Source organism: Methanomethylovorans sp., from assembly GCF_041447285.1.
In the GTDB taxonomy this organism is placed as follows: Archaea; Halobacteriota; Methanosarcinia; order Methanosarcinales; family Methanosarcinaceae; genus Methanomethylovorans.
In genome coordinates this window covers 141,728-166,435 of sequence record NZ_JBGMEB010000006.1, presented here as the reverse complement: position 1 = coordinate 166,435, position 24,708 = coordinate 141,728, and the positions used below count along the sequence as shown (strand labels likewise).

General features: G+C 39.9%; 23 protein-coding genes and 1 tRNA gene. 13 read left to right on the top strand and 11 right to left on the bottom strand.

The annotated features are described in order from the left end of the window. Window positions 1–6: 6 nt before the first annotated feature. The 3 genes from ACC612_RS03635 to ACC612_RS03625 are packed head-to-tail and all read right to left on the bottom strand — an operon-like array spanning window position 7 to window position 4,146. Entirely contained in the window at window positions 7–1,944 is a 1,938-nt protein-coding gene (locus ACC612_RS03635) for a hypothetical protein (RefSeq protein WP_371853114.1), read from the bottom strand. Continuing rightward, on the bottom strand, window positions 1,928–3,166 hold the full coding sequence (locus ACC612_RS03630; protein WP_371853113.1) for a glycosyltransferase: 1,239 nt from the start codon (window positions 3,164–3,166) through the stop codon (window positions 1,928–1,930). Before ACC612_RS03630 ends, ACC612_RS03635 begins: the two co-directional genes overlap by 17 nt. Before the next feature lie 38 nt (window positions 3,167–3,204). Continuing rightward, a complete protein-coding gene (locus ACC612_RS03625) occupies window positions 3,205–4,146 on the bottom strand; it encodes a glycosyltransferase family 2 protein (RefSeq protein ID WP_371853112.1) in 942 nt (313 codons plus the stop codon). A 173-nt stretch (window positions 4,147–4,319) separates the two neighbouring features. Between ACC612_RS03625 and ACC612_RS03620 the strand changes: the two genes are divergently transcribed. Both ACC612_RS03620 and ACC612_RS03615 read left to right on the top strand, forming a co-directional pair. Continuing rightward, window positions 4,320–6,785, top strand: coding sequence for an ATPase, T2SS/T4P/T4SS family (locus ACC612_RS03620; RefSeq protein ID WP_371853111.1), 2,466 nt, complete (start codon window positions 4,320–4,322; stop codon window positions 6,783–6,785). Continuing rightward, entirely contained in the window at window positions 6,778–8,715 is a 1,938-nt protein-coding gene (locus ACC612_RS03615) for a hypothetical protein (protein ID WP_371853109.1), read from the top strand. The genes ACC612_RS03620 and ACC612_RS03615 overlap by 8 nt, the downstream gene beginning before the upstream one ends. A 40-nt stretch (window positions 8,716–8,755) precedes the next feature. Here the strand turns inward: ACC612_RS03615 and ACC612_RS03610 are convergent, their stop codons facing one another. Next, complete coding sequence (locus ACC612_RS03610) at window positions 8,756–8,941, bottom strand: ATP-binding protein (protein ID WP_371853108.1); 186 nt, start codon at window positions 8,939–8,941, stop codon at window positions 8,756–8,758. A 36-nt stretch (window positions 8,942–8,977) separates the two neighbouring features. On the opposite strand from ACC612_RS03610, the gene ACC612_RS03605 reads away from it, so the two are divergent. The 3 genes from ACC612_RS03605 (at window position 8,978) to uppS (ending at window position 11,514) form a co-directional block, all read left to right on the top strand. After that, window positions 8,978–10,081, top strand: a complete 1,104-nt coding sequence (locus ACC612_RS03605) for a radical SAM protein (RefSeq protein WP_371853107.1) — start codon at window positions 8,978–8,980, stop codon at window positions 10,079–10,081. Window positions 10,082–10,199: 118 nt separating this feature from the next. Further along, entirely contained in the window at window positions 10,200–10,511 is a 312-nt protein-coding gene (locus ACC612_RS03600; protein ID WP_371853106.1) for a DUF2551 domain-containing protein, read from the top strand. Window positions 10,512–10,707: 196 nt separating this feature from the next. Next, window positions 10,708–11,514: a polyprenyl diphosphate synthase gene (gene uppS, locus ACC612_RS03595; protein ID WP_371853105.1), complete on the top strand. Its 807-nt coding sequence runs from the start codon at window positions 10,708–10,710 to the stop codon at window positions 11,512–11,514. Between the two features lie 291 nt (window positions 11,515–11,805). On the opposite strand, the gene ACC612_RS03590 is transcribed toward uppS, so the two are convergent. The 5 genes from ACC612_RS03590 to ACC612_RS03570 all read right to left on the bottom strand — a co-directional run bounded on the left by ACC612_RS03590 (window position 11,806) and on the right by ACC612_RS03570 (window position 14,180). Continuing rightward, window positions 11,806–11,890, bottom strand: a tRNA-Leu gene (locus ACC612_RS03590). 54 nt (window positions 11,891–11,944) lie between these two features. Continuing rightward, window positions 11,945–12,739 (bottom strand): DNA-directed RNA polymerase subunit D, encoded by a 795-nt coding sequence (locus ACC612_RS03585; protein ID WP_371853104.1) that lies wholly within the window; start codon window positions 12,737–12,739, stop codon window positions 11,945–11,947. 28 nt (window positions 12,740–12,767) lie between these two features. Then, the gene (locus ACC612_RS03580) at window positions 12,768–13,148 is read right to left on the bottom strand and encodes a 30S ribosomal protein S11 (RefSeq protein WP_371853103.1); all 381 of its coding nucleotides are present in this window, start codon (window positions 13,146–13,148) and stop codon (window positions 12,768–12,770) included. Between the two features lie 12 nt (window positions 13,149–13,160). Further along, window positions 13,161–13,721 (bottom strand): 30S ribosomal protein S4, encoded by a 561-nt coding sequence (locus ACC612_RS03575; protein ID WP_371853102.1) that lies wholly within the window; start codon window positions 13,719–13,721, stop codon window positions 13,161–13,163. 12 nt (window positions 13,722–13,733) lie between these two features. Next, the gene (locus ACC612_RS03570; protein ID WP_371853101.1) at window positions 13,734–14,180 is read right to left on the bottom strand and encodes a 30S ribosomal protein S13; all 447 of its coding nucleotides are present in this window, start codon (window positions 14,178–14,180) and stop codon (window positions 13,734–13,736) included. A 430-nt stretch (window positions 14,181–14,610) separates the two neighbouring features. On the opposite strand from ACC612_RS03570, the gene ACC612_RS03565 reads away from it, so the two are divergent. Together ACC612_RS03565 and nudC are read left to right on the top strand one after the other, a co-directional pair. After that, on the top strand, window positions 14,611–17,190 hold the full coding sequence (locus tag ACC612_RS03565; protein ID WP_371853100.1) for an S-layer protein domain-containing protein: 2,580 nt from the start codon (window positions 14,611–14,613) through the stop codon (window positions 17,188–17,190). A gap of 91 nt (window positions 17,191–17,281) precedes the next feature. Next, the gene (nudC, locus tag ACC612_RS03560; RefSeq protein WP_371853099.1) at window positions 17,282–18,154 is read left to right on the top strand and encodes an NAD(+) diphosphatase; all 873 of its coding nucleotides are present in this window, start codon (window positions 17,282–17,284) and stop codon (window positions 18,152–18,154) included. A 413-nt stretch (window positions 18,155–18,567) separates the two neighbouring features. On the opposite strand, the gene ACC612_RS03555 is transcribed toward nudC, so the two are convergent. Both ACC612_RS03555 and ACC612_RS03550 read right to left on the bottom strand, forming a co-directional pair. Continuing rightward, window positions 18,568–18,693 carry a hypothetical protein gene (locus ACC612_RS03555; protein WP_371853098.1) on the bottom strand — a complete coding sequence of 42 codons (126 nt, stop codon included), beginning with the start codon at window positions 18,691–18,693 and terminating at the stop codon, window positions 18,568–18,570. A gap of 256 nt (window positions 18,694–18,949) precedes the next feature. Further along, complete coding sequence (locus ACC612_RS03550; RefSeq protein WP_371853097.1) at window positions 18,950–19,453, bottom strand: hypothetical protein; 504 nt, start codon at window positions 19,451–19,453, stop codon at window positions 18,950–18,952. Between the two features lie 160 nt (window positions 19,454–19,613). Between ACC612_RS03550 and ACC612_RS03545 the strand changes: the two genes are divergently transcribed. The 6 genes from ACC612_RS03545 to ACC612_RS03520 all read left to right on the top strand — a co-directional run bounded on the left by ACC612_RS03545 (window position 19,614) and on the right by ACC612_RS03520 (window position 24,687). Next, window positions 19,614–22,235 carry a tetratricopeptide repeat protein gene (locus ACC612_RS03545; RefSeq protein WP_371853096.1) on the top strand — a complete coding sequence of 874 codons (2,622 nt, stop codon included), beginning with the start codon at window positions 19,614–19,616 and terminating at the stop codon, window positions 22,233–22,235. Window positions 22,236–22,333: 98 nt separating this feature from the next. After that, the gene (locus tag ACC612_RS03540) at window positions 22,334–22,546 is read left to right on the top strand and encodes a hypothetical protein (protein ID WP_371853095.1); all 213 of its coding nucleotides are present in this window, start codon (window positions 22,334–22,336) and stop codon (window positions 22,544–22,546) included. Then, window positions 22,546–22,692 carry a hypothetical protein gene (locus tag ACC612_RS03535; protein WP_371853094.1) on the top strand — a complete coding sequence of 49 codons (147 nt, stop codon included), beginning with the start codon at window positions 22,546–22,548 and terminating at the stop codon, window positions 22,690–22,692. The genes ACC612_RS03540 and ACC612_RS03535 overlap by 1 nt, the downstream gene beginning before the upstream one ends. Next, window positions 22,689–23,015, top strand: a complete 327-nt coding sequence (locus tag ACC612_RS03530) for a DUF5658 family protein (RefSeq protein WP_371853093.1) — start codon at window positions 22,689–22,691, stop codon at window positions 23,013–23,015. Before ACC612_RS03535 ends, ACC612_RS03530 begins: the two co-directional genes overlap by 4 nt. After that, the gene (locus ACC612_RS03525) at window positions 23,015–23,203 is read left to right on the top strand and encodes a hypothetical protein (RefSeq protein ID WP_371853092.1); all 189 of its coding nucleotides are present in this window, start codon (window positions 23,015–23,017) and stop codon (window positions 23,201–23,203) included. The genes ACC612_RS03530 and ACC612_RS03525 overlap by 1 nt, the downstream gene beginning before the upstream one ends. A gap of 35 nt (window positions 23,204–23,238) precedes the next feature. After that, window positions 23,239–24,687, top strand: a complete 1,449-nt coding sequence (locus ACC612_RS03520; protein ID WP_371853091.1) for a hypothetical protein — start codon at window positions 23,239–23,241, stop codon at window positions 24,685–24,687. Window positions 24,688–24,708: the final 21 nt, after the last annotated feature.

Sequence of the window (24,708 nt, the reverse complement as noted above, 5' to 3'; positions counted from 1 at the left end):
AAAACATCACATAAACATATTCGAACTGTCTGTAACCTTATACAATTGCAATTTGAAGTTCCTTGTTACAATATTTGTTGGTCTTTTCATAAGCTCGCAAGCTATGGAATAATCCATATCATAGACATCTGCTTCTCTGTGAGGATAGTGATTCAGATCCACTGTAACCTCAAGCTGTTCAATGGTAACAGGCTGGCTGTAAACAAGTTCTAATTCTACGGGATTGAAGTATTTTTCAAGAGGTGTTGCTTCATTTGTCAAAATGTAGACCGTATCAAAACGGGAAACATTGAGATTACTTTTGAGTTTTCCAAGAGAATTAGCATCCCACCAAAGGGCTGGCTTTGAGTACACGAAAAAGAACGGATCCGCCAGTTTGTATGAACCTGAAGCATATCTATCTACTAGTACCAGATCATTCGAATCAACTTGATCAGAAATTTTACCTACATTTGTTATCATTCCTTGGTTCTCAGAAAAGAACAGGATTGGATAAGCTGTGTAAATGTTTATTATCATGACAAGGGAAATAAGACTGATATACAGCACTTTCTGCTTAGAGAGATCATGAATAACAAGAGACAGAAGTAAAAATGCTCCAGGTATAGTCGTGGCTATATATCTCCTTAAGAACCATGGCTGGTCCAAAGTGATGAAAGGAGAGAGCAGGTACAGAAAACCGGGCAGCATAAAGAAAATTACAAGAAGCTGCTTTTTGGAATTAGCATCCATACGAAGTATAGAAGCAATGAAAACCAGGAAAATGGAAATCAATGGTAACTGAAGATTATACTCAGACAATGCCATGTATACAAATTCAGGGAAATGATATCTGATAGCTGTTTTATCCAAAGGAATTGTTTCCGTGGCAGATGAGGTTATACCACCTGAAAAGTGAGCAAATACTGCATCAATGACCCCTAAGTACCTTGTTTGCATAAAAAAGTAATAATAGAGCATTAATGCCGAAGTCAGTATGAATACAAACCATAGCAGTACAGGGAATTTATTTTTCAGGAAATGAAACCTGTCATGATTTTTGGAATCTGAATAATAATTGAGGCCTTTATTGCTCGTTGTCCTTTGATTCGAGCTCCACATACCCTTAGATGAAAAATCGTATAGCAGAAATAAAAAATAGAATCCAAAAAGGATCAAACCTTCTATACGTATAAATGGTAGCATCCCAAAAGCGAGCAACGATGAAATGTAATAGAGATTATGCCTTCTTTGCTGAATATACAGGCAACACAACACCCCAAACCAGAAGAAGGCCATAAAGAATATTTCAGTTACAGTCTGCCGTGAGAACCATATCAGAGGGTATGTAGCGGAAAAGGTCAGAACTGCACCTAAGCCTACATACGAATTTCTCAGTTCTTTTCCGATCAGATATATACTGATCAGGCCAACGAACAAAGGAAGAAGATTACTAAACTGTATACCAGCCAGGCCAAAAAGACTGTAGTAAATGGCCACCCATGAAATGTACCCAAAATGAAACTGAGAAAGGAGTTTGCCATCACTGGTCTTAATGTAATTGTTCGGAGATAGAAAACTTGGTATAAGATCATTTATAGGAGACTCGAGCAGCATTGTGTGATGCTCTGAGAGATAAATGGCATTTGTTGAATAGATACCCGGGTCTCTGCCACCGTACAGCGTATCATGGAAATACAAAGAAGTAAAGATTGAAAACGCTATGATAAATATTAATGCAAGAGTGTTTTGTTTGGATGCAACACTTGGTATAAAATGCTTATTATGAAAAAAAAGTACAGCAACTGCTGTGATCAAAATTAAAGCTGCAAGAAGTATGTGTTCGTAGAAAAGAGAGAACATTGCCATTAAATTGGCAGCCCATGAAATGCATACAAACCATAGTGAAAAGATAATGAACTGATATTCAAATCTTGGAATAGCAATGTTATCCTTTAACTGCATTATTAAGCACCTCTGCATAACGTTGTCCAACTTTGTTCCAGCGATACTCATTATTGAATATTGACTTACCAGTAACACCAATCTTATTTCTTAAAACCGGATCAGAGAGCAAAAGAATAATCTTATCTGCCATGGCTTCCCAGTCCTTTTCCGGAACTTTGAACCCATTAGATCCATCGTTTATGGTCATACTTGGACCACCTGAATCAAATCCCACAACCGGTTTTCCATAGCTCATTGCTTCCAGGGCAGGCATACCCAAACCTTCGGCATTTCCCCACTTATCGGTAATAGAAGGAATTACGTATACATCGCATGCTTCATAAAAGAGAGGAAGCTCTTCGTTTGGGACCAGACCTGCAAACAACACATTATGTTCAAGATGATTGCTAATAGTAAGAGACTCCAGCATATTGCGCTCCGGACCCTCACCACCTATGACCAGCAACGCATCCGGGTGAACAGCGACTATTTTGCTCATTGCCCGTATAAGAAAAGATGTTCCTTTTAGCGGGATTAATCTGTGCACAGTAAATATGACAGGTCTGCCAGATATGCCCCATTTTCCTTTAAAGTAATCCAATGATACTTGAGGATGTATGATAGGATAATTGCTGCCAACCGGGAATACTGATATTTTGTCGGAGTCCGCGCCAAAACTCAGTGCATAATCTTTGGTATAGTCACTGATAGCTATTACTGAATCGTGTTTATTAAGGATGTATTTGCCCAAAGATCCTAATTTGAACCTTTTAAGAAACACCAGGTCAGTCCCATATACTTTCAGAACAGAAGGTACACCTGATATCTGCCGATATACTGCAGAGACAAGACCAGCAGGAAAAGCCCAATTGGAGAAAATAAGTTCAGCGTTCTTCTTCTTCCTGAGTTTGTGGAGGCTCAAGAACATAAAAAATAACATACTGGCTATCAATATAGAATTGAAGCAATACTGAATCAGAACGCCAATACGAGAACTGTATTTCTCATGTGGCAAAAAATTTCCATACCCAAGGGATTCATATCTTTCTGGTGCATACCTGAATCGATAGACTTCTATGCCATCTATTACTTCGTAAGCCTTGGAACCTGCCACATGCGGACATAAAATGGATGGAATCAGGCCTTCGTTAAGAAACTCTTGCCCTAATTCCAATATCCAGCGGGCCTTATAGTCATCTTTATCTCTTGGAAAAGATGATGTTGTTACAATGATATTCATACTGGATCGTTGAAAACTTGAATCTGGTCAAATAGCAATTATTCCATCTCAATTTTCTTTAAACGGTACAATATTTCTTCTTCCCGTATTCTCTGATATTTCAGCATATCAGCGATCAAACCGAAAACAAAGACCTGTAAACCAGTTAAACATAGCATAGTTGTAAGTATTGCATAAGAGATATTGGGGATTACAACACCGGTTGTAAGGTATTGAGCCAATACCGTTATTCCTGATAGTGCTGCAATAACCAGGAACACAAAACCTATGGAAGCAAAGACCTTCATTGGTTCATAATCACGGTATGTGCGCAAGATCACAGCAGTAGCACGCTGAGCATAATGGAAAACCCCTGACATCAGCCTTGAATGACCGTCTCTTTTTCTGAATTCAATTGGAATCTCGACCAATGTCAAGTTATGATTAACAGCCTGCATAATTGTTTCCTGGACATAAGTATAGTCAGCCAGAATATTCATTCTTAGTGCAGCATCCCTTGTGAAAGCTCTAAAACCTGTTTGTGCATCTGTAACAGGATAACCGGAAGCCATACGTGTCACGCGAGTAGCCAAGATATTGCCAATCTTTTTTTGAGGTGGCATATATTCTATATGCCCACTGAATCGGGAGCCTAATACTACGTCAGCTTTTCCCTGAAGAATAGGGGCGACCAGATCCGGTATTTGATTTTGGTTATATTGGAAATCAGCATCAGTATTCACAATTATATCTGCACCTCTTTCCAGGCATTCTTCAAGCCCTTTACGGAAAGTTAATGCAAGACCACGGTTCTCTTTTTGGGATACAACATGATCAGCGCCTGCTTCTAAAGCAACTTTTACAGTAGAGTCCGTCGATCCGTCGTTGATGACAAGAACTTCTACCTTATCTATTCCCTGTATTTTCCGGGGTATCTCTTTGATCACTTTTTGAATGGTTTTTTCTTCATTGTAGGCTGGGATCATCACAATGAGCTTCATACTTAATTATATAATATTTATAGAATAAATACTCTTGCTTTTATACAGGTATTCAATGATGAATTTGCCTGAAAACATATTAGATAACCCCCTACTCATCTCTGACAAATAGAAAGGTATTTTATATATTAACATATAAAGAGCAAATATAAAAATAATAATTATGTGAAAATATGAGAAATAAAATACATCTTTTAGTCACCAAGATTGGGATAAAACCAGCTAATAAAGGACAAACAAGCTTAGTATTACATGATGAGCCTGATAAAGGTCGCACACGGCTAACTCTCAAAAAGTTAATTGCTTCTATAACACAACAAAAAGAAGTAGAAAATAAAGAGTGCTCATATAGAATTAAGAAAAACAGGAATACAAATACAATTATTGTAGAATGTGGAGAATGCAAAAGAGATTCTACGCTCAATAATCCTGTATGCAGATCAAACATATACCAGATACTACTTAAGGAAACAGTAGCAGAAAGACTTATACTGTCCAATCTGTATGATAGGGAATATGACGGTGATCTTCTCCAAAAAATATACTCTCTTGCCCGATTAGAAGATTACTTGCGACCGTATGATAATATCAGCAATGTATCTTACAATTGTGTATATGATTCCAGAGATACCTGTACGAAGAATAGGAAAGAAGTAATAGAGAGAATAATCAATTCAGCAAAAGAGTCACCAATTAAAGCGTATAAGGATACCGAAATAGCGATAGCACAATTTGAACATCAATCCGAAAAAATAAATCAACTGGAATGCAATAAATGCCAGGAAATTTTTCAGGACACATTACATGAAATAAAAATAAGGATGCTGCCATTGCTGAATAATTTTCGATGTGAGGCAGATGGGACTTTTGATTACGAGAAAAATTTCCAGCCATACGTAAGGCCTCTGTTCTCAACTTCCAGGATCTATACTGAGCCGCCATTAAATACTATTTTCATCGAATGCTATGATGTACAAAGAAATGATGGGAGAAAATTACCCATATCTATCTATGAGTTTACAGATAAACCTGAAAAATTGTATGTGGTTAATCCCATAGAATATAATATGCAGCCTGAAGAACTTCTACTCATTGAAAGCGTGCGTAACCGGATGATAAAGCATCGGCCAGAGGATATGAATTTTGCAGATCCTGCTCTTTCAAGAGAATATTTCCGCAGGCTTTGCAAAAGATTGCTAAATGAAGAATGTACGGTCAAAAAACTGGCTTTGGCACCTTCTCAACTGGACATGTATTCTGACCTGCTGGCAAAGTACACAACAGGACTTGGAATTCTGGAAGATCTGCTATCCGATGAAGGAGTTACGGACATATATGTCAATGCTCCTGCAGATAAGAATCCTGTTAATGTGGTAATGAATGGTGAAGAATGCACTACCAACATTTTTCTGTCTCAGGAAGAAATGGACTCCATGGTCTCAAGATTCAGGACAATAAGCGGAAGACCTTTTGGAGAAGCTACGCCTGTTCTGGAAATGGCACTTAAAGAATACGGAGTGCGTGTCTCGGTGATAGGAGACCCGCTAAGTGCAAAAGGAATGGCCTATGCTTTTAGAAAACATGCAAAGACTCCCTGGACGCTGCCCAAACTTATCAATAGTGGGGCCATAACTCCCCTTACAGCAGGTCTGCTCAGCTTTATGATGGACGGGCATGCATCAGTGCTCATAGCCGGAGGAGTGGGGGCAGGTAAAACATCTCTTTTATGTGCCATGCTTATGGAAATGCCCCAGAAATACAGAATACTGACCATAGAAGATACACCTGAGATACCGCTTGAACAATTACAAAAGCTTGGATGGAAAGCACAGGGCCTGAATGCTCAATCTTCCATAGTAAAGTCAAGTATTGAGATTGAACCTGCCACAGCCCTGCGTGCATCCTTAAGGCTTGGCAGTTCCTCTCTTGTGATAGGTGAAGTTAGAGGACCTGAAGTCGCAATGTTGTATGAAGCCATGCAGGTCGGCACTGCAGGCAATTCTGTGATAGGAACCATTCATGGTGCATCCACAAATGCCGTTTACGAAAGAATAGTGCATACCCTTGGAGTCCCTCCTGCATCATTCAAAGCTACAGATGCCGTAATAGTATGTTCCAATACCCGTATAGCAGGCAGTATGGCAACAAGACGGAAAGTAATACAGGTTGCTGAAGTGAATGAAGTATGGGATTCTGATAATACATACAGTGTCTTTTCTGACATCCTTACTTATGATGCCTCGGTCAATTCACTGGTACCAACGGACCTTCTTGACAGAGGACAGTCCGGATTAATCCGGAAAATTGCACGAAAATGGGGTATATCCGTGGATGAAGCCTCAAAGAACATTCGTATCCGTGCAAGCATGAAACTTAAGATGGCGGAATACGGTAAAACGAATCCGGCATTCCTTGAGGCTGAAATGGTATCTGCTGCAAACAACATGTTCTGGATGCTTATGGAACAGGAAAAAGAGAGTGCAGGCAAGCCTGATATGCAGCGGGTATATGAGAGATGGTGTATGTGGTTCGGACAGATAGCGGTGGCCAAAGGTAAAGAAAAGTCTATTGAAACAATAGACAAAACATTATGCTCCAAATCATTGGCCGAGGCAGTACAGGGTGGCCATGATGCATAATGATAACTGGTACTATAGAGGATGCAAATTTACCTGGAGACATTTCTCTGGATTCATCAAAGACCATGAGGAATTTAAAAAGAAGAGTGAAAAAGCAGTCAGCCAGGAGTATATTAATTCCCTTGTATACACGGGCTTTGACCTGGAACCTTATGAAACAACATTTTTTTCATATATAGGATCTGCAGTAATATTTTTTATTGTTCTGTTTACAGATGCCTTATTATTCAGGCTCACAACATTTTCATCGGGCATACTCACAGCAATCGTAATGATGAGCTTCATTATACCGATAGTAGGACTATCGTATCTCAGTGAATATGTCAAGATACGTGCTCGCTACATGAGAATAACATCACTTGGGGATATGCCTGAAGTCATGAGCTATGTTGTAATGTCAATGAAGATAGTTCCTAACATGGAAAAGGCTGTGCATTTTGCTGCAGAGAACTCTAACAGGCCTCTGGCAAGGGATCTGAGGAAAATGTTATGGAATCTCCATTTAAGAGTATATGCCGGAATGGACGATGCCGTTGTCCAGTTTTCGGAGATGTGGGGTAAGAACAGTGAACATTTCAAAAGGTCATTGCATCTGATCAGAAGCTCTATGAGCGAAACTGACCCTGCTCAACGTACTTTGACCCTCAACCGGTCATTGGATATCATCCTGGACGGGACAAGGAACCTCATGGAAGGGTACGCTGCAAAACTAAAGCTTCCAACTTATGTACTATACTCAATATTCATCCTCATACCCCTTGCTTTAGTCGCGTTGCTGCCTGCAATGGCTGTTGTAGGGATTCGCATTACAAGTACGAACCTTGTGTTGATGTATGACATAGTATTGCCTTTGATCACTTTTATGTACGCAGAATATGTGCTTATGCAAAGGCCTGCATCTTTTGTTCCCCAGAAAATATCAGACACTCATCCTGAACTGGAAGGTTTGCCATCTAAAAGAAAAAAAGAACTCTTTTTTGCAGTGATCACTGGTATTGCTGTCTGCAGTATGGGATATATATTGGTGCATATCGGGAATCCTTACGGAGTGATTTCAACTGCCGTACTTGAAGGGCTGGTACCTACGGCACTACTGATACTGGTGGGTATAAGTATTACCACTTCGTGGTACCTTAATGCCGCATATACCCCATACAAGAAAATAAGAGATCAGATAATTGCCATGGAAAATGAATTTGTGGATGCGTTGTTTATCCTGGGCCGGAGAATATCGGAAGGCAGGTCTGCAGAAGAGGCTTTTGTGCATACTGCGGCCAATATGAAAGGAGCATCTATCTCTGAACCCTTTGAAAAAATAGCGATGAACGTTGCATGTATGAGATGTGACCTGCATAGTGCGATATTCGATGAGGATTACGGTGCATTCAAAAATGTCTATTCGGAAAGAATAAACACTACTATGAAACTATTTCTGGAAAGTGTACATAAAAGCCATGAAGCTGCAGGTGTCGCTATTGTGAAACTTGCGGATCACATGACTGACTTGCAGGAAGTTGAGAGGCATATAAAAGAATCACTTTATGAGATGACATCTACAATGAAGTCAACTGCATGCATATTTGCTCCACTTATCGCAGGAGTGACAATTGCACTCTCAGAGGTCATTGCAAAGATACTGCAGAACGTGGCACACAGCATATCCAGGTTGCCGCCAAACGTGATTCCTGGGCCTGCAGATATATCTCCTGAGAGCCTGGAGCTTTCCATTGGCCCGGATGTGTTCATGCTGTCAATAGGCATATACCTGATATTGATCACAACAATACTTGTCCGATTCTCAACGGCTATCGAGTATGGAGGAGATAAAAGCCAAATGATGTACGAGCTTTCCAGAGCATTGCCAATATCAGTAATTGTGTTTTCTGCTTCTGCAATAGCCTCAAGGATAATATTCAGAGGATTTATCTGAGGAGATCCTGTGGTAGATATCCTCAAATCATTATGACATGTTATTCCATATAGATCAGGGCCTTGTTGGGACAGCATTTAACACAAAGCATGCATCGGTTACATAGGTCATGGTCTATCTTTGGCCTGTCATCAGAATTTCTTGTAAGAGCAAAAACTGGACAAATTGCCCTGCATCTACCACATTTTTTACAGCCGGAAACTACTATGTACCCTTTGCTTGACACTACAGAATAGCAAAGAGATAAATGTATTTAAGGGGAATGGACGAAATAACAGATATATATGATAAGATCCATGGTTGCGCCATCATGCTGAATATATCTCAGGGAGAAGCTGATTCTTGTTACTCATATCTTTCCAAAGGCTGTAGATTATGCCAGGAAGGAGCTAAAATGGTGCTTTTTATAACTGGCATCTGCGGAAAAAACTGTTTTTATTGCCCACTTTCTAATGAAAGAAAAGCAGATGTTACCTTTGCTAATGAAAGACTTGTCAACTCAGATAATGACATCATAGAGGAAGCACGACAGATGGGGGCACTGGGTACAGGAATTACCGGTGGTGAACCATTGCTTAAACCTGAGAAAGTCCTAGCATATATAAAACTGCTCAAATCAGAATTTGGAAAAGAGCATCACATTCATCTCTACACTGCCTTACCTTTAGATGACAGCATACTAGAAAAACTTGCATTATCCGGACTTGATGAGATAAGGTTCCATCCTCCTGTAGATATATGGAATATTAATATGGAAAATTATGCAAATTCCATAAAAAAAGCCATGGTTCTTGGAATGGAAGCGGGCCTGGAAATCCCGGCGATAGAGGGCGCACAAGAAGTATCCAGAATGGCAAATGAATTGGGCTGTTTCGTTAATCTGAATGAACTTGAGTTCTCAGATACAAATTCGGAGGCAATGAAACTCAGAGGCTATAAGCTGCGGGATGAAATCTCAAATGCTGTGGATGGATCATATGCCGTTGGTATGGAAATTTTAAAGACCACTGAAAAGGCACACTTATGTACATCCCGATATAAAGATGCTATACAGCTTCGAAGAAGGCTGCTGCGCATAGCTGAGAGAGCAGCCAGGGAATTTGATGAAGTAACTGAAGATGGAACCCTTGTATATGGTGTAATAACGTGTAACGCTGAGGAAAATTCAATAGGGCGGGTAACTGATATGCTGTCACTATTAGGTGTACCTGAGGAATTATTCCAGATAGACAAAGAAGAGATACACATAGCCCCCTGGATACTGGAAGAGATCATAATGGAGATCGCAGCGCATGTAAAAGAAATGTGCATTGTTGAAAGATATCCATTTCCCGGAGGGATAATAGTTGAAAAAATCCCGCTTTAAAAGCCAAAATATATATGCAAGAATGATATACGTACTTCCAGTTTGGCAACCAATAGCAGTTTAATTTATATAAATCACAATAACTTTATAAACTAAAATAGCATATTAAAAAAACGAGGTGTTTGTACTGGAAACGATAGAGGACCGCGTGAGGGAGAGGCTCATAAAATATCTCAGCAGAGATGATACCGGCATTCGCAAAGTAGTATTGCAGCTTTTTCTTGAAGGAAACAAGTTCACAACCGGTGATGTGTACGGGTACCTCAATAAAACTGATTTTAATGTGAGCTACAGAGGAGTTTCGGCCATGGTCGGCTTAATGAACACAAGATTAGGAATCCTCAGTATTGATGTGACAGGAGACCATAATATATATCTTCTAAAGGAGGATTACAGAGATGTTGTTCGTTCAGTACTTGAGAATTATTAATAAAGACTAATTTAGACACACCTCAAAGTAATCTTTTTATAGAATTGATACCAGTAATTTACCAATTTGGTATGTTAGTATATACCACAAAGGTAGAGAAAAACCTTAGGTCGGGATTTTTATATTAAATTATATAAGTGGGATTGTATATCGCACATATGAGCACTTCCTCTCAAAAGAAGTAACACACTCCTATGTGCCTGAACATATTGCAATAATAATGGATGGAAACCGCAGGTATGCCAATAGAGTAGGCAAACTTACGAATTATGGGCATGCAAAGGGTGCCAGCATAACTGAGAAAGTGATGGAATGGTCCCATGAAATAGGTGTTAAGCAACTTACTGTGTATGCATTTTCTACCGAGAATTTTAACAGGTCTCCAGACGAGAAAGAAAAGCTCTTTGAATTAATAGGACTCAAATTTGATGAGCTCTGCCAGGATGAGCGTACCCATAAAAGAGAAATGCATATTAGAGCTATCGGTGATTTGCAAATGCTTCCGGCCAGCCTGCAAAGGTCTATAAAAGAAGCTGAGAGATGTACTGCAAACTACGATCGTTTTTATCTTAATGTAGCTATTGCTTATGGCGGCAGACAGGATATAGTCCAAGCAGTGCGCAAAATCGCTGAAAAAGTGGATAATGGGCAGCTTGATCCGGAAGATATCACAGAGAGCACCATTTCAAATCATCTCTACCCAGTTGTGGGAAATGCTGTACCAAATGTGGACCTTATAATCCGTACAGGAGGAGATGAAAGAGTATCTAATTTCCTCCCATGGCAGACATCTGGCAATGAATGTGCTACGTATTTTTGTGCCCCATTTTGGCCAGAATTCAGAAAGATCGATTTTCTGCGTTCTATAAGAATATACCAGGACCGTCTCCAGGAAAAGAAGCGTGTAATGAAAAGGAGGAGTGCAATTCTCCTAAAGGTTTTAGAGAACAGGAATAAGGAGAAGGTCCATAATTGTCCTGTAAACAGCGTACGCGGAATTTGACTTGAATATCAGACTAGTGTTTTGAATCATTCTGAATAAGTGGTATTCATACCGCTAACTTATTTTTTATAGGCATATACCATAGCCTAGCGAGTAAAACCAAGATCGTTATTTTCAAACAATTCAGTACTCCTTAGATAGATCCTGAACTGAATAAGTGCCATCATGTAAACCACAACCCTGTCAAATGAAACTATAGCACTAAAGAAGCATTGTTGCCTAATAAAGGCAAACGATGAACAGAGAAGAACAAAAAGGTTGTAAAACAGCCTCAAGAGATTATGTTAATAGTGCGGGGGATGGGATTCGAACCCACGAATTCCTACGAAACTAGGCCCTCAACCTAGCGCCTTTGACCTGGCTGGGCAACCCCCGCGCATGGGGAAAGAACAATATAGGAGAGAGCAACCTCCTATATAAATCTGTTGGTTTACAATGCCGATAAGATCGTAGCCAGATTTGTGGCTTTACCTTTTATGATATTAGCGGCGTTTAAGACTAATTCTTTCATGATATAAGAGCCATCTGATTCCATTGTAAAGATGAACGAATGCTCATCAACTTTGATATCAATAGCATCAATATCACAAATTCCTTCACATAATCTGCAAAGAGTACATTTAAGCATATCTTCCTGAGACACCTCAGCGCCATTTGCACCCATTTTAATGATAGCAACGGGACATTCGCTTATGCATGCGCCACACTGGTCACAGCCATTGAATTCAATCTTTGGCATGTTCTTGTAACCACATGCTACTCCTGCCTGCCATCTGGAATGCTTGCTACCATATCCCATTTGAGCTATGGCTTCAAGCACAATTTTCTGTCCTTCCCTCAGATCAGCAATGGGAACATTTGGATCAGCTGCCTGTACCTTATCGTCAGAAGACACAAGATCTCTGGAATAAACTATTCTAGGACCTTCTGCACTGAGTGTGAGAGATACCTGACATGCCGGACAGAAGTCACCACAATTACATTCATCCTTAGGAACAAAATCCTCCAGATTAGAAGTAAGAGGGATTAATGCCAGGCGTAAGCCAAGCTGCTCATCGTACAAAACTGAGGTATTGTTGTAAATATTTACCTCAGTGATAGCAATCGTAGGAACGTCCGCCAGGACAGCCCTGCGAATACCGTTTGCAAATGCAGCAGTTGTGTTCGACAATACAAACTTTGCAGACCTATCGGAGAGCTCCAGTATGTCTACTTCCATCGTCATATGCTTATTTCCTTCGTGAACGGAGAGATTATACACGTCTTCCGCCTTTTGGACGAGTACCATCATGTGGTACAGGCGTTACATCCTCAATCCTTCCGATTTTAATACCTGCTCTTGCAAAAGCTCTGATTGCAGCTTGAGCACCGGGACCTGGGCTCCTCTGCTTGTTGCCTCCGGGAGCACGTACTTTTATGTGTACACCCTCAATGTTCTTATCTTTGAGTGTATCAGCCAACTGGCTTGCCATTTGCATTGCAGTGTAAGGAGAACTTTCATCGCGTGCTGCCTTTACAACCATTCCACCCGAAGATTTTGCAATTGTTTCGGCACCAGTCATATCAGTAATAGTGATGATAGTATTGTTGAATGAGCTCTTAATGTGAGCAACACCCCATATTCCATTTGCCATATTCATACCTCCTTATTCCTGCCCTGCTACGGATTTAGCTACCTGAGCAGGCCTTTCAGGATGAGACTCCTGAAGCAATGGAGAAGTACCATAATAATCAATGTGCATTTCCTGTTCCTTTGTGACCATCATTCCAGGTACGGTAACCTTCTGACCATTGATTGCAATGTGACCATGAGTGATGAACTGTCTTGCCTGCTTTGGAGTACGAGCAAGTCCAAGCCTGTGGACCTGAGTTTGCAACCTGCGCTCAAGAAGGGCACTTGCTTTCAGTCCAAGAATGTCATCAATCTTTGAATCAACTTTCAATATAGAATAACTGGTAAGCCTTTCAAGGATCTGTTCAGATTCAAGTTTTAAGTGACCAGTCATGTGTTCAGTCTCTGCGGACTCTGCCAAGAGTCTGCGAGCATCTGCCCTAAAGCGCCTCAGGACACTCTGTGCCTTCCAAAGCTCCCTTTTGTTACGCAGACCATAGGTCTTGATAAGCTCTACTTCTTCAGCCATCCTGGCAGCCTGCCAAGGATGCTTTGGTGTATCATAACTCTTTCTCTTCTTTCCTGGATATCCCATAAAATCACCCTATCATTTCTTCTTGCTTACACCAATGGTGCTGCCACGTCTACCAGTGGACTTTGTCCTCTGACCTCTTACCTTAAGACCACGCTCGTGCCTTATACCACGATAGCACCTGATCTTTTTAAGAGTGTTCAAATCTTCTCTCAATGTGAGAAGGATGTCCTGTCCAAGAAGATGCTTATTCTCACCGGTCACAAGATCGTTCTGCCTGTTTAGCATCCATGTAGGCATAGATTGCTCAAAGCCACTAATGGCCTTATCAAGCTTTGCGATATCCTCATCTGAAAGGTAACCGATTACTGCTGATGGGTCGATACCAGTACTTTCTACAAGAATCTTAGAGGTTCTTCTTCCAATACCAGGAATACCAGTTAATGCATACTCAACAGGCATTTCACCTTTGAGGTCAGTATTCATGATACGGACTAGATGTCTTATTTCTTCATCTGCCATAATATATGTCCTCCTTAGGGATACGTTGTATCCTGTAGCCCCGGCATACGTGCCGACACTCCCCTTGAAGGGGTGGACTGCATATCCTAACGGAATATAAACTGATGCCGCTCATAATATCATATTGATATATAACTCTATTGCTGCTTGAATCCAAATAGCATTTGTAGAAAAGGAAGGAACTAGAGAATATTTTTTGGAAAAGCAGGTGAAGTTGCAAGCCGGGAATATTGTACGAGATATATACATACCAATAAATAAATATTAATATATAATTAATTATATGATACTACCGAGGATGAATGCCCATTCGGAGTAAAACCGATAGAATCAATGATCAACTCTTTACTTTGAATGGTTCTTTAGGAGATGGTCATAGTTGCGTGAATTCCAAAAGTTTATCGTATGCGGAGCTTTATTCTGCCTAATATTGTTATGTAATACAGCAGGTGCTGTTGCTTCAAATTCCACAGGAAATAGAATATGGGATGAAAATCTAAATTTGAGTCCTGAATATATATGGACACCCCAGAGTTTCTCTGGATTTTGCTATAATGTAAATACAGGAGAAGGAACCGAAAATCTTACAGTAAACCTCAATAATACTGAAGAAAGGAAAATCAGTATTGGAAATGTTATCTACGAAACAAAACCTACAAATGCTGATTTCAAATATGATGATTGGGGAGAGTATCAAGCAATTGGTTTTATGACTGAAAGATATTTTGCGGGATATTCTGGTACTGAGTTCAGCGATAATATTAGCCTTATGTCCAACGAAAAACTTTCAAAAATACTGATTGACAACAATGAAAGAAAATCGCTTTACACTGGTTCCTCACTTATGCTGGAAGAAGGCTACGAACTGGAAATAAGAGAAGTAGATAAAGATGGGAAAAAAGTGCTAATCGACCTGAGCAAGAATGGAGAACATATAGAAACAGATTTTGTGGGGTCGAATGGTGACTATACCTATAAGAAAGACCTGGGCTTAAATGAGGAAGTAGCTATCATTACGGTACATCTAGATGACATCTTCAAAGGAACAGAGACAAATGCAGTATTCATAAATGGTGTATTCCAGATATCTGATGAACTCTCAAGTATCAATTCAAGCGATACTTATGGAAAAATGGAAGTCACCTCCATATCCCCTGAAAAAATAACTATGAAGAACCAGGAAGAGATAACCCTTACAAAAGGAGATACCTTTGAAGTTATGGGAAAACTCAAATTGATGGTGGCTAACAATAATACACTTAGATTTGCACCGTTTATAGAAATGTCCGATCCCGGAAATTATGTCCTCAGAGGCACAGTGGCAGAAGAGGAATTTGAATGGACACCCATGAACTTTGAAGGATTCTACTATAACATTGATGAAGGTATTGGCACAGAATCACTTACCGTTGAAGAGATCGACGACAGAACCATAGAGAAAAATAAACTTCAGTACAAAAGCAAACCTGAAGAAGTAAGGTTCGAACATGAGCAATGGGGTGAATTCGAGGTAATAGGGTTCCTTGCAGATAAATACTTTGCAGGCTACCCTGAGAATGAGTTTTCAGATGAGATCAGCCTTGTTTCAAATGGCGAGCTTTCCAAAGTCCTGATAGATAACGAAGAGAAAAAAAGAGTATATTCAGGATCTTCATTACTATTGGAAGAAGGCTATGAATTAGAAGTAAACGAAGTAGATACTAAGGGGAGCAGTGTATTTGTTTCTCTTTACAAAAATGGTAGCGTTCTCGATAGTGGCACAGTCGCTTCAAACGAAGATTATGTGTATAGAGCAAATATAGGTAGTATCGAAGATGTACCCTTGATAATTGTACACATACAGGACATTTTCAAAGGAACTGAAACTAATGCTGTTTTTATTAAAGGAATATTCCAGATTTCCCAGGAATATATAGCTATAGACACCAAAGAAAAATATGGAATAATGGAAGTGACTGATTTTTCTGCTGATGGCATCACCATGAAAAACACAGATGATATCTCTCTTTCAAGAGATAAATCAATAGATATCATGGGCAACATGCAATTCCGTGTAGCAGATTCCAATGACCTAAGGTATTACCCATTCATAGAGAAAAATACAACCCCTCTTGAATCACTAGACATTGACATTCCTAAAACGATCATAGAAGGAGAAGCTGTCAGCATAGAAGTTTCCTCACGGGGAGGAGCTGTAGGAAATGCTGTTGTTACTGTCAACCAAGAAGAATTAGGTACAACTTCAGAGGGAGGCGTTCTTAAATACGCTGCATCCAAAGGTGGCAAGTTTAAGATCATTGCCTCTAAGGATGGATTTGTATCAGCATCAAAGGAAATAGAAGTTATTGCAAGAGATGATGAAACTCGAAAGATAAGAATAGAGATATCTGCTGAAAAAGTGTATGAAGGAGACGAAGTCACACTATCCACTGTAAAATCTTTAACTGGAGAATCCGTGCCTGGAGTACAATTAGTATATGATGGAAAGATCATTGGTAACACCTCTGATGAAGGAAAACTGGAATATAAAGTAAAAGATCCAGGAATTCACAAGATAAAAACGGTTCCTGATGGGTTCCTCCCTGCGGAATACAACCTAGAGGTCATTGTTCGTGAGCCTAAATTCGTATATTCCGGAATTCAAATCATGCCCATTGATCCTACAGAAGAAGAAAACATGAGCCTTTCAGCAGAGATAACCAACATAGGCACTGCAGCAGGAGAAGAAAAAGTAGAACTAAAGATCAATGGATCGGTGGTTGATACTCAGACAGTTGCCCTGGAAATTGGAGAAACTGCTTTGTTGAATTTTACTTATATGTCTCCAGAAGAAGGTAATTATGAAGCAAATGTTGGAACTCAAGAGCTTGAATTTGAAGTAAAAAAGAAAAGTATGCTGCCCTATGTAGGAATTGGACTTGCCGTCGCTTTGATAGTATTTGGAATTGGACATTCAATGATCAAAAAAAGCAAAAAAATAGATAAGAGGATCAAAAAGAAAGGACTATAAAATCCTTTTATTCACATGACCTTTACCTTTTTTCCTTTTTATTATTTATATGACCAATAGATTAAATTGACAAAATAGATATTATCACCGTATGTGCCAAAGAATGCCTTTCTCCAATGATGAGCTTGATTTTACTTATCCATTACCCGCTAATTCAAAAGAGAGACCTGCTTGTTACATATACATCCATAATGGAAAAGTAGTAACATATCCTGCAAACCCATCTGATTCTCCAACAATTCTTCACAAGAATGTTGAATATGGAAAAGACAAAAAGATCATCCAATATGTAGGAGAGCTTAACGAAAAACTTTGTTATGCTGTAGGACTTGAGTCTCACGAAGAATTGCCTGAAGGCCTGCAACTGGTTCTCTTGAGAGACCTTATAGGACAAGTTGATGAAAGGATGCTGGCCCTTGCCGGAAGAGCTGTGCAACTCGTAGATTTTGAACTCACCAGCAAGTTTTGTGGGCGGTGTGGAAGCGTCATGCAAAACTTGGAGGATAGGGGTAAAAAGTGTCCAAAATGTGATTTTTTCGTATATCCACGCATATCTCCGGCCATTATAGTGTTGGTGATGAAAGAGGATGAAGTGCTTCTGGCCCGTTCATCTCACTTCAGACCAGATATGTACAGTATACTTGCAGGTTTTGTAGAACCCGGAGAAACTCTTGAGCATGCCGTAAAAAGAGAAGTGATGGAAGAAGTAGGGTTGAAAATCAAAAACATAAGATATTTCGCAAGCCAACCCTGGCCATTTCCAAACTCCCTCATGATTGGTTTCATTGCGGACTATGCAGACGGAGAAATATGTGTCGACGGCAAAGAAATAATAGATGCCGGCTGGTTCAAGCGGGATAAATTGCCTCTTTTCCCGACTAAAACAAGCATTTCCGGACATCTGATAGATTGGTTCATAAACATGGCAGAATTAACTAATATTCTCACATTTAACGATAAATAATGGTTAACATTCGATTTTTGAGATGGACAAAAAAGATATAAGTTAAAGTTCAGAGCATAAAAATAGTAGCGCCGAGGGGGGAAGCCATACGCACAGTGCTATGCTTTTTATTACTTTCACTTCGCTTCAACAATCTATAAAACCTTTGAGTTTTACAGATTAAGGGGGGCATGTCCGTGATTGGAGCAAACTATCCAGGTTGTCGAGACCTGGATAATAGGTAATCATGATGAAGCTATTTGCGCCAACAAATAGCACCATGCCCTATTCCAAAAATGCTATGGTCTTATTTAACAGTTATTAATTAAATCTCTTATCTGACAATTGTCAGTTTTTTATAAGAGCTAATTACCAAGTTTTAGAGTGAAAAGAAGTCATAAAAAAGATGAGGTGTAGGTGTTCATATCGAACACTTAGATCTTTGATGAGGTACCTGTCTCTAGGCAGTGGATAGTACAGTACATTTCATTGCGTGCTGATTTGCTCTGAACATACATCTTGCTACCACAGTTCTGACAGGTTACAGTTATAAATTCCATGATTGTTTTTCTCCTCTTTCTTTTTTCAGGCGAGGAACCCACTTTCGACCTTTTGAATCTCTTTGTGGTTCCGTCACCTTGCTATTGATCTGATACATACCTTCTCAAAATAAGTATATAATCATTTCTATACTATTAGATATGCTTATTCTCATTATGATGAGATTTGCCTGTTATAGGACATTTGTAAACCTAGAGAAAGGAGTAAAATGAAGGTTAAAAAAGAAAGGATAGAGTGTCTCTCTAGCAAGTAGGATCATGACAAATACCCATTACTCCAGAAAAAGGGTTTTTCCGGATCTCTTTCGAACCTTTCAAAGACACTTGGATAAAGAGCAGGATAATTTGCTTCTTCAAGAGGAATACAGAACATTCTTTCCGGATAGTCAGGCTCTCCTCCCAAGCCAATAACAACAAAGAATGGAAGACCACTTTCCCGTTCATATTCCCTGTATCTTTCTAACTGTTCAGGATTTGTCCAGTTAAGCTTGTCCTGATATAAGTCCGATCTGAATTTACACTCGACACAGAAACGTTCATCTCTGCCTTTATAAGTATATCGCATCACCAGATCTGGATTACAATCTGATTCAACAAAACGGTCATGTTTTCTTGCGATATCTGTTGTCCATTGTTCAACCGAGAAGTAATTCTCATCAAAAAGATCTACAACATACTTCTCAAACTCATCACCTTTTTCGACATTTCCATCTTCAAGTATTACATCAATTATTTTTCCTATTTTCCGTGATAAGCTCATAAATAATATACTATACGCCCAGTATTATAATATTTTCTATATTTTAATAGATTATAATGAAACGTATAATTGCCCATAATACAAGGATCTTTTTATGCTCTGCTTGCAAAAATAAAAATGGTTATATTGTTCCACTGCTTACTTGCTAGAGGTGTAAAGTGTGGTAATTGCTTCAAGCTCTTATTCTCTGAGAAAATTTCCTTTTGTAGATAGAGAAGAATGCAAACGGATCTTCCAAGACTTTCTGGAGAATTCTGAACAAAAGAAGTACAATGTTCTCCATTACTGGGGAATTTCAGGGATTGGAAAGAGCAAATTACAGCAAGAACTTCAAAGTATATTAACAGACGAATACCCGGACGTTATTTGGGTAAATGTTGATTTTAACGCTAAAACGCAACGAGAAATAGGGACTTTCCTTTTTTCTCTGCGCAATCAATTAGTTAAGAACTATAAGGTCAAATTCGATTATTTCGATATTGTACTTAAATACTATATGAGAAAAAACAATCCCGAGAAGGCTATTTTAAAAGAAAAATATAGTTCGATTGAAGATCATGGTACTATTGACTTCATGCAAGGAACCATTAAAGGAGATACGCCCCTCAAATCGGTTGTAGATATTTACAACTATCTACTTCATGCTCCTGCGATGCTCAAAAAATGGTGGATAGAAGAAGGTCTTAAATTTAAATATATATTGGAGGAAGCTACTCCAGTTCAAATTGAACATCTATTGTCGATATTTTTCTTCAAAGATTTAAAAGATCATTTTGAAAATAAATCAAAAACAGCAGTTATTTTCATTGATACATATGAAGCACTCTGGGAAGAAGCAAGAGATATAGGCAATTTCAATTCAAGGGATGAATGGATAAGAAGTATTATAGAATGTTCTAAAAACATGGAATGTTATGAAAAGATTTCCTGGATTATCTGCGGACAAAATAAGCTCAGATGGAATGAAATAGGCAACGAATGGGATAATAACCTAGCTCAGTATGAAATTGGAATTCTTCCTAAGGAGTATTGTACTGAATTTTTAGAGTTATGTGGAGTAGATGAAAAAGAGATTCAATCTCTAATTATTGAAGCAAGTGAATGTTATCCATTTTATCTTGCCCTTTCAGTAGACACGTACTGGAATATTAAGGCCAAAAGAGAACCAGTACCTGAAGATTTTCCAAAAACCCGTTCTGAAATATTCGATAGTTTTTTCCATTATCTGGATGCGGCTGAAAGATCAACTTTGCTAATATTATCTAATGCAAATTTATGGGATCATAATTTGTTTAATCTCTTAATTGACGAATTCGGAACAAATTATCCTAAATCAGAAGGAGCATTCGATGAGTTGCATCGCTTTTCTTTCATGAAAGAAAATAGTGATGGGAAATGGAATATGTATCCATTAATGAGGAAAAGCCTTCAAGAAAATCAAAAACCAGAACAGAAAGAAAAAGTTCACACTTTTTTGTTCAATTACTATAATCAACAGCTAGATGCTATTGATATTAAAAATATACAAGAGATACACAAAACTGCCTTTAATGAAGCTTTTTATCATGGAAAACAATTCATAGAAATTGAATATTTGTTCTCGTGGTTCTCTAAAAGAAGGGAAATATTCAATAAAGCTGGATTGTGGCATTTCTTAATTCCTTTATCAGATGGCATTCTTAACATCCTTGAGACAACACTTGGTTCTGAGCACCCTGATGTTGCAACCAGCCTCAACAATCTGGCTTTACTCTATCATTCTGCAGGAAGGTATGAGCAAGCATTACCTCTGTACGAACGCTCCCTAGCAACACGTGAGAAAACACTTGGTACTGAGCATCCAGATGTTGCAATCAGCCTCAATAATCTGGCTGGCCTCTATAAATTAAAGGGAAGGTATGAAGAAGCATTGCCTCTGTACCAACGATCTCTTGCAATAAGTGAGAAAATGCTTGGGAATAAGCATCCAGATGTAGCAACCAGCCTCAACAATCTGGCTGGACTATATGAATCAATAGGAAGGTATAAGGAAGCATTGCCTTTGTACCAGCGATCTCTTGCAATTCTTGAGGAAAAGTTTGGTACTGAGCATCCGAATGTTGCAGCCAGCCTCAATAATCTGGCTGGGATACATTATTCCAAAGGAAGATATGAGCAAGCATTACCTCTGTACGGACGCGCTCTGGCAATCCGTGAGAAAACACTTGGCTCTGAGCATCCTGATGTTGCAATTAGCCTTAACAATCTAGCTGAACTTTATAGATCAATGGGAAGGTGTGAAGATGCATTACCTCTGTGCCAACGCGCTCTGGCAATCCGTGAGAAAACACTTGGTTCTGAACATCCAGATGTTGCAAACAGCCTTAACAGTCTAGCTTTACTCTATTATTCAATGGAAAAGTCTGAAAAAGCATTACCTCTGTGCCAACGCGCTCTCACAATTCTTGAGGAAAAGTTTGGTACTGAGCATCCGAATGTTGCAACTATCCTCAATAATCTGGCTGGCCTCTATGATTCAATGGGAAAGTATGATCAGGCATTACCTCTGTACGAACGTGCTCTGGTAATTCGTGAGGAAACGCTTGGTACTGAACATCCAGATGTTGCAAATACCCTTAGCAATCTGGCTGAACATTATAAATCAATGGGAAAGTATGAGCAAGCATTACCTCTATACGAACGCGTTCTAACAATCCTTGAAAAAACACTTGGTTCTGGGCATCCAGATTATATAAACAATCTAAACAGTTTAACATCACTTCTACTTAAACTAGGTAAATAATCCCTTCTCTCCAATTTCAATAGTAACTCTTATATATTATTCCACCAATTTTTACATTGTCATGCGCCAACATGACGTAAACTAAGGAGCAAACTATTATGTCGAATATTGAAAACTCATTAGACGTAGCTTCAGCTATGTCTGTCAGAGGCTGTGAAGCCTCTCTGAAAGACATTTCTGAAAGATCCCGCGATATAGCCTGTCTTATCTACGATGACAACAGAGACCTCATTGACAATGATGCTGAGTTTGGTTCTGACTGGAACAAGCGTGTAGCAAGAACAATTAAACATCTCGCGGGGGTGGCGTGATGTCAAGGCTTATCCTGCGGCCTTTCAAGGAACATTCCGGATCCACAGAGGAGATACTGGGATTTAGCGAGGGAGTGTTCTACACTTCACAGAAGCATAGAGTGATGCTGATCCCTGTCCCCGAACAAAAAGAGGTATCAAGATGATACCTGTCATATCCTCTTTTCTGCATGAGGTTAGGTACATCATCTTCTTCTATATCATAGGGGACCTGATCAGTACCCAGGCAGCCTTAAGACTGGGTGCTTATGAAGCAAATCCTTTCCTGATAAGCTTTACAATAGCGGTTATCCTGAAGCTGGTCTTTCTAATCCTGCTGTTTGTTGTCTACAGATCCCTGCAACAAAGAAAGCTTTCCTGGGATATCTGCAGGCACTCCATAGCAGGTATTGGAGTGATCGCCACGGTCAGCAATATGCTTGTGATCCTGTGGGGATCTTCCCTATTCCAGCTTGCAGGGGTGGTGTGATGGCACGAGCAAAATACCGTATCAAGCACAATAACGGCAGCGGGATGTATGTAACCCTGCCGTCAGAGCTGGCCTGTTCCCTGGGGATCAAGGATCTGGAAGGGAATCTTAAGGTAAGGTGTGTCAGGTTCGAGCTTGGCCATGATGATAAAGGGCCGTATGGTATCATCAGGCCAGCAGCGGACTGATCGCAAGCAGACCCTCCAGTTTAATTTACCTGCGTATGCTGCACAAGTTCGCCCTGCCGGTCACTCATGAGTTCGGCTGTTACTTCCATGTAACAGACCTGGACTTTTATTATGCGGTGGTCAGTTACTACTCTGACAATGTCACAGACCGCTACAACCACCATATCAAATTAGGGGACCGGGTCTTCAAGTTCTGGAGCAAGCAGGGCGGACTGTACAATCCAAAAACCAAGAAACTGGCCTTTGAGTATATGCTGCAATGGACCGATAAGGAAGGTGCCAGTAAATGCACTTATACCATCAAGCCTTTGTTTGGCAAAGGTACGAAAACAAAGACAGGTAAACTGCTTAACCTACCTTCTGTGGGTGTGAACATCCACATCCAGTCATCTTACATCGACCTGGATGAGCATTTCAATATTATCTGGGAGTTCATGCGGTACATCGATGCAGACAGGTTTCAACACTCTATCGACCGTTCAAGGTCCACCATCTACCAGATGGCCCGCCATATCCGGTATCATGAAAAGCACGAGCATGATATGGTAACCATGCTCCAGGCCATAGAAAAGGAGTCGTCCATGCTGGGAGATTCCAAGCTAGTTAAAACGCTGCGCTCCGGCAAGTACGATATGTACAAGCTCGATAATCCCAATTTCTCGGTATGCAATATCAATACAGAATATCATCACTCTGTCAAATCGTACAGGATCACCAATTTCCTGGACCGCAGACCGGAAGATCCCTTAAGACACCCAAAACTTGAGGTATTCCTCAAGTCGGACTCAGAACAGAACCCTTCCATCAACCAATACCTGAACCTCAAGAAGGATCTGGATAACCTGCTTATCAAGCTCATCAACTTCATAGGTCCCATTGAATACGTCTCTGATTCTTATTTCGATGCCGAGAAGATCTTTGAATACCGCTATGATCTTCCGCAGTGGGACTACAAGACCACCACATCCGGCGTGCAGCACATAGACCTTGGGGAGAACATGCAGGCCATCAAGGCCCTGGCATTCATAGCCCTGCAATCCGAAGGCTGTGCAGACTTCCGGGACATCCAGGAAGGCACCGAGATCCCGGAGCGGTCCCTGTGGCGGTACATCAACCACTGGAAAGCCGAAGGCATCCTGGACACCGTAAGACACCAGTGCACCCAGGTCTTTTTCAAGACCCGCTCTCTCTGGGAAGCCGCCAAAAAACCCCTCGCAGACCTGTGCAGCGTCCTTAAGATCGGCTTCAAGAAGATCTTCGGCCAATACTTCGTGGACTCCGGCATAATCCGCCCCTTCCGAGAACGTAAAAAGAACCTAAAACCAGTTAAAACTAAAAATGTCTCTGAAATGGAACCTATTATTGTTGATACTTACCAAGAAGCAAAAAGATTATCAAAGGAACTCAAAAATCTTGGCATTTCTCGTATGATTGGAGTTCGATCTAATCACAATACTATGAGGTATAGCAGGGTGTTTAGTTAAATTTGGATAGCCGGAGGTATA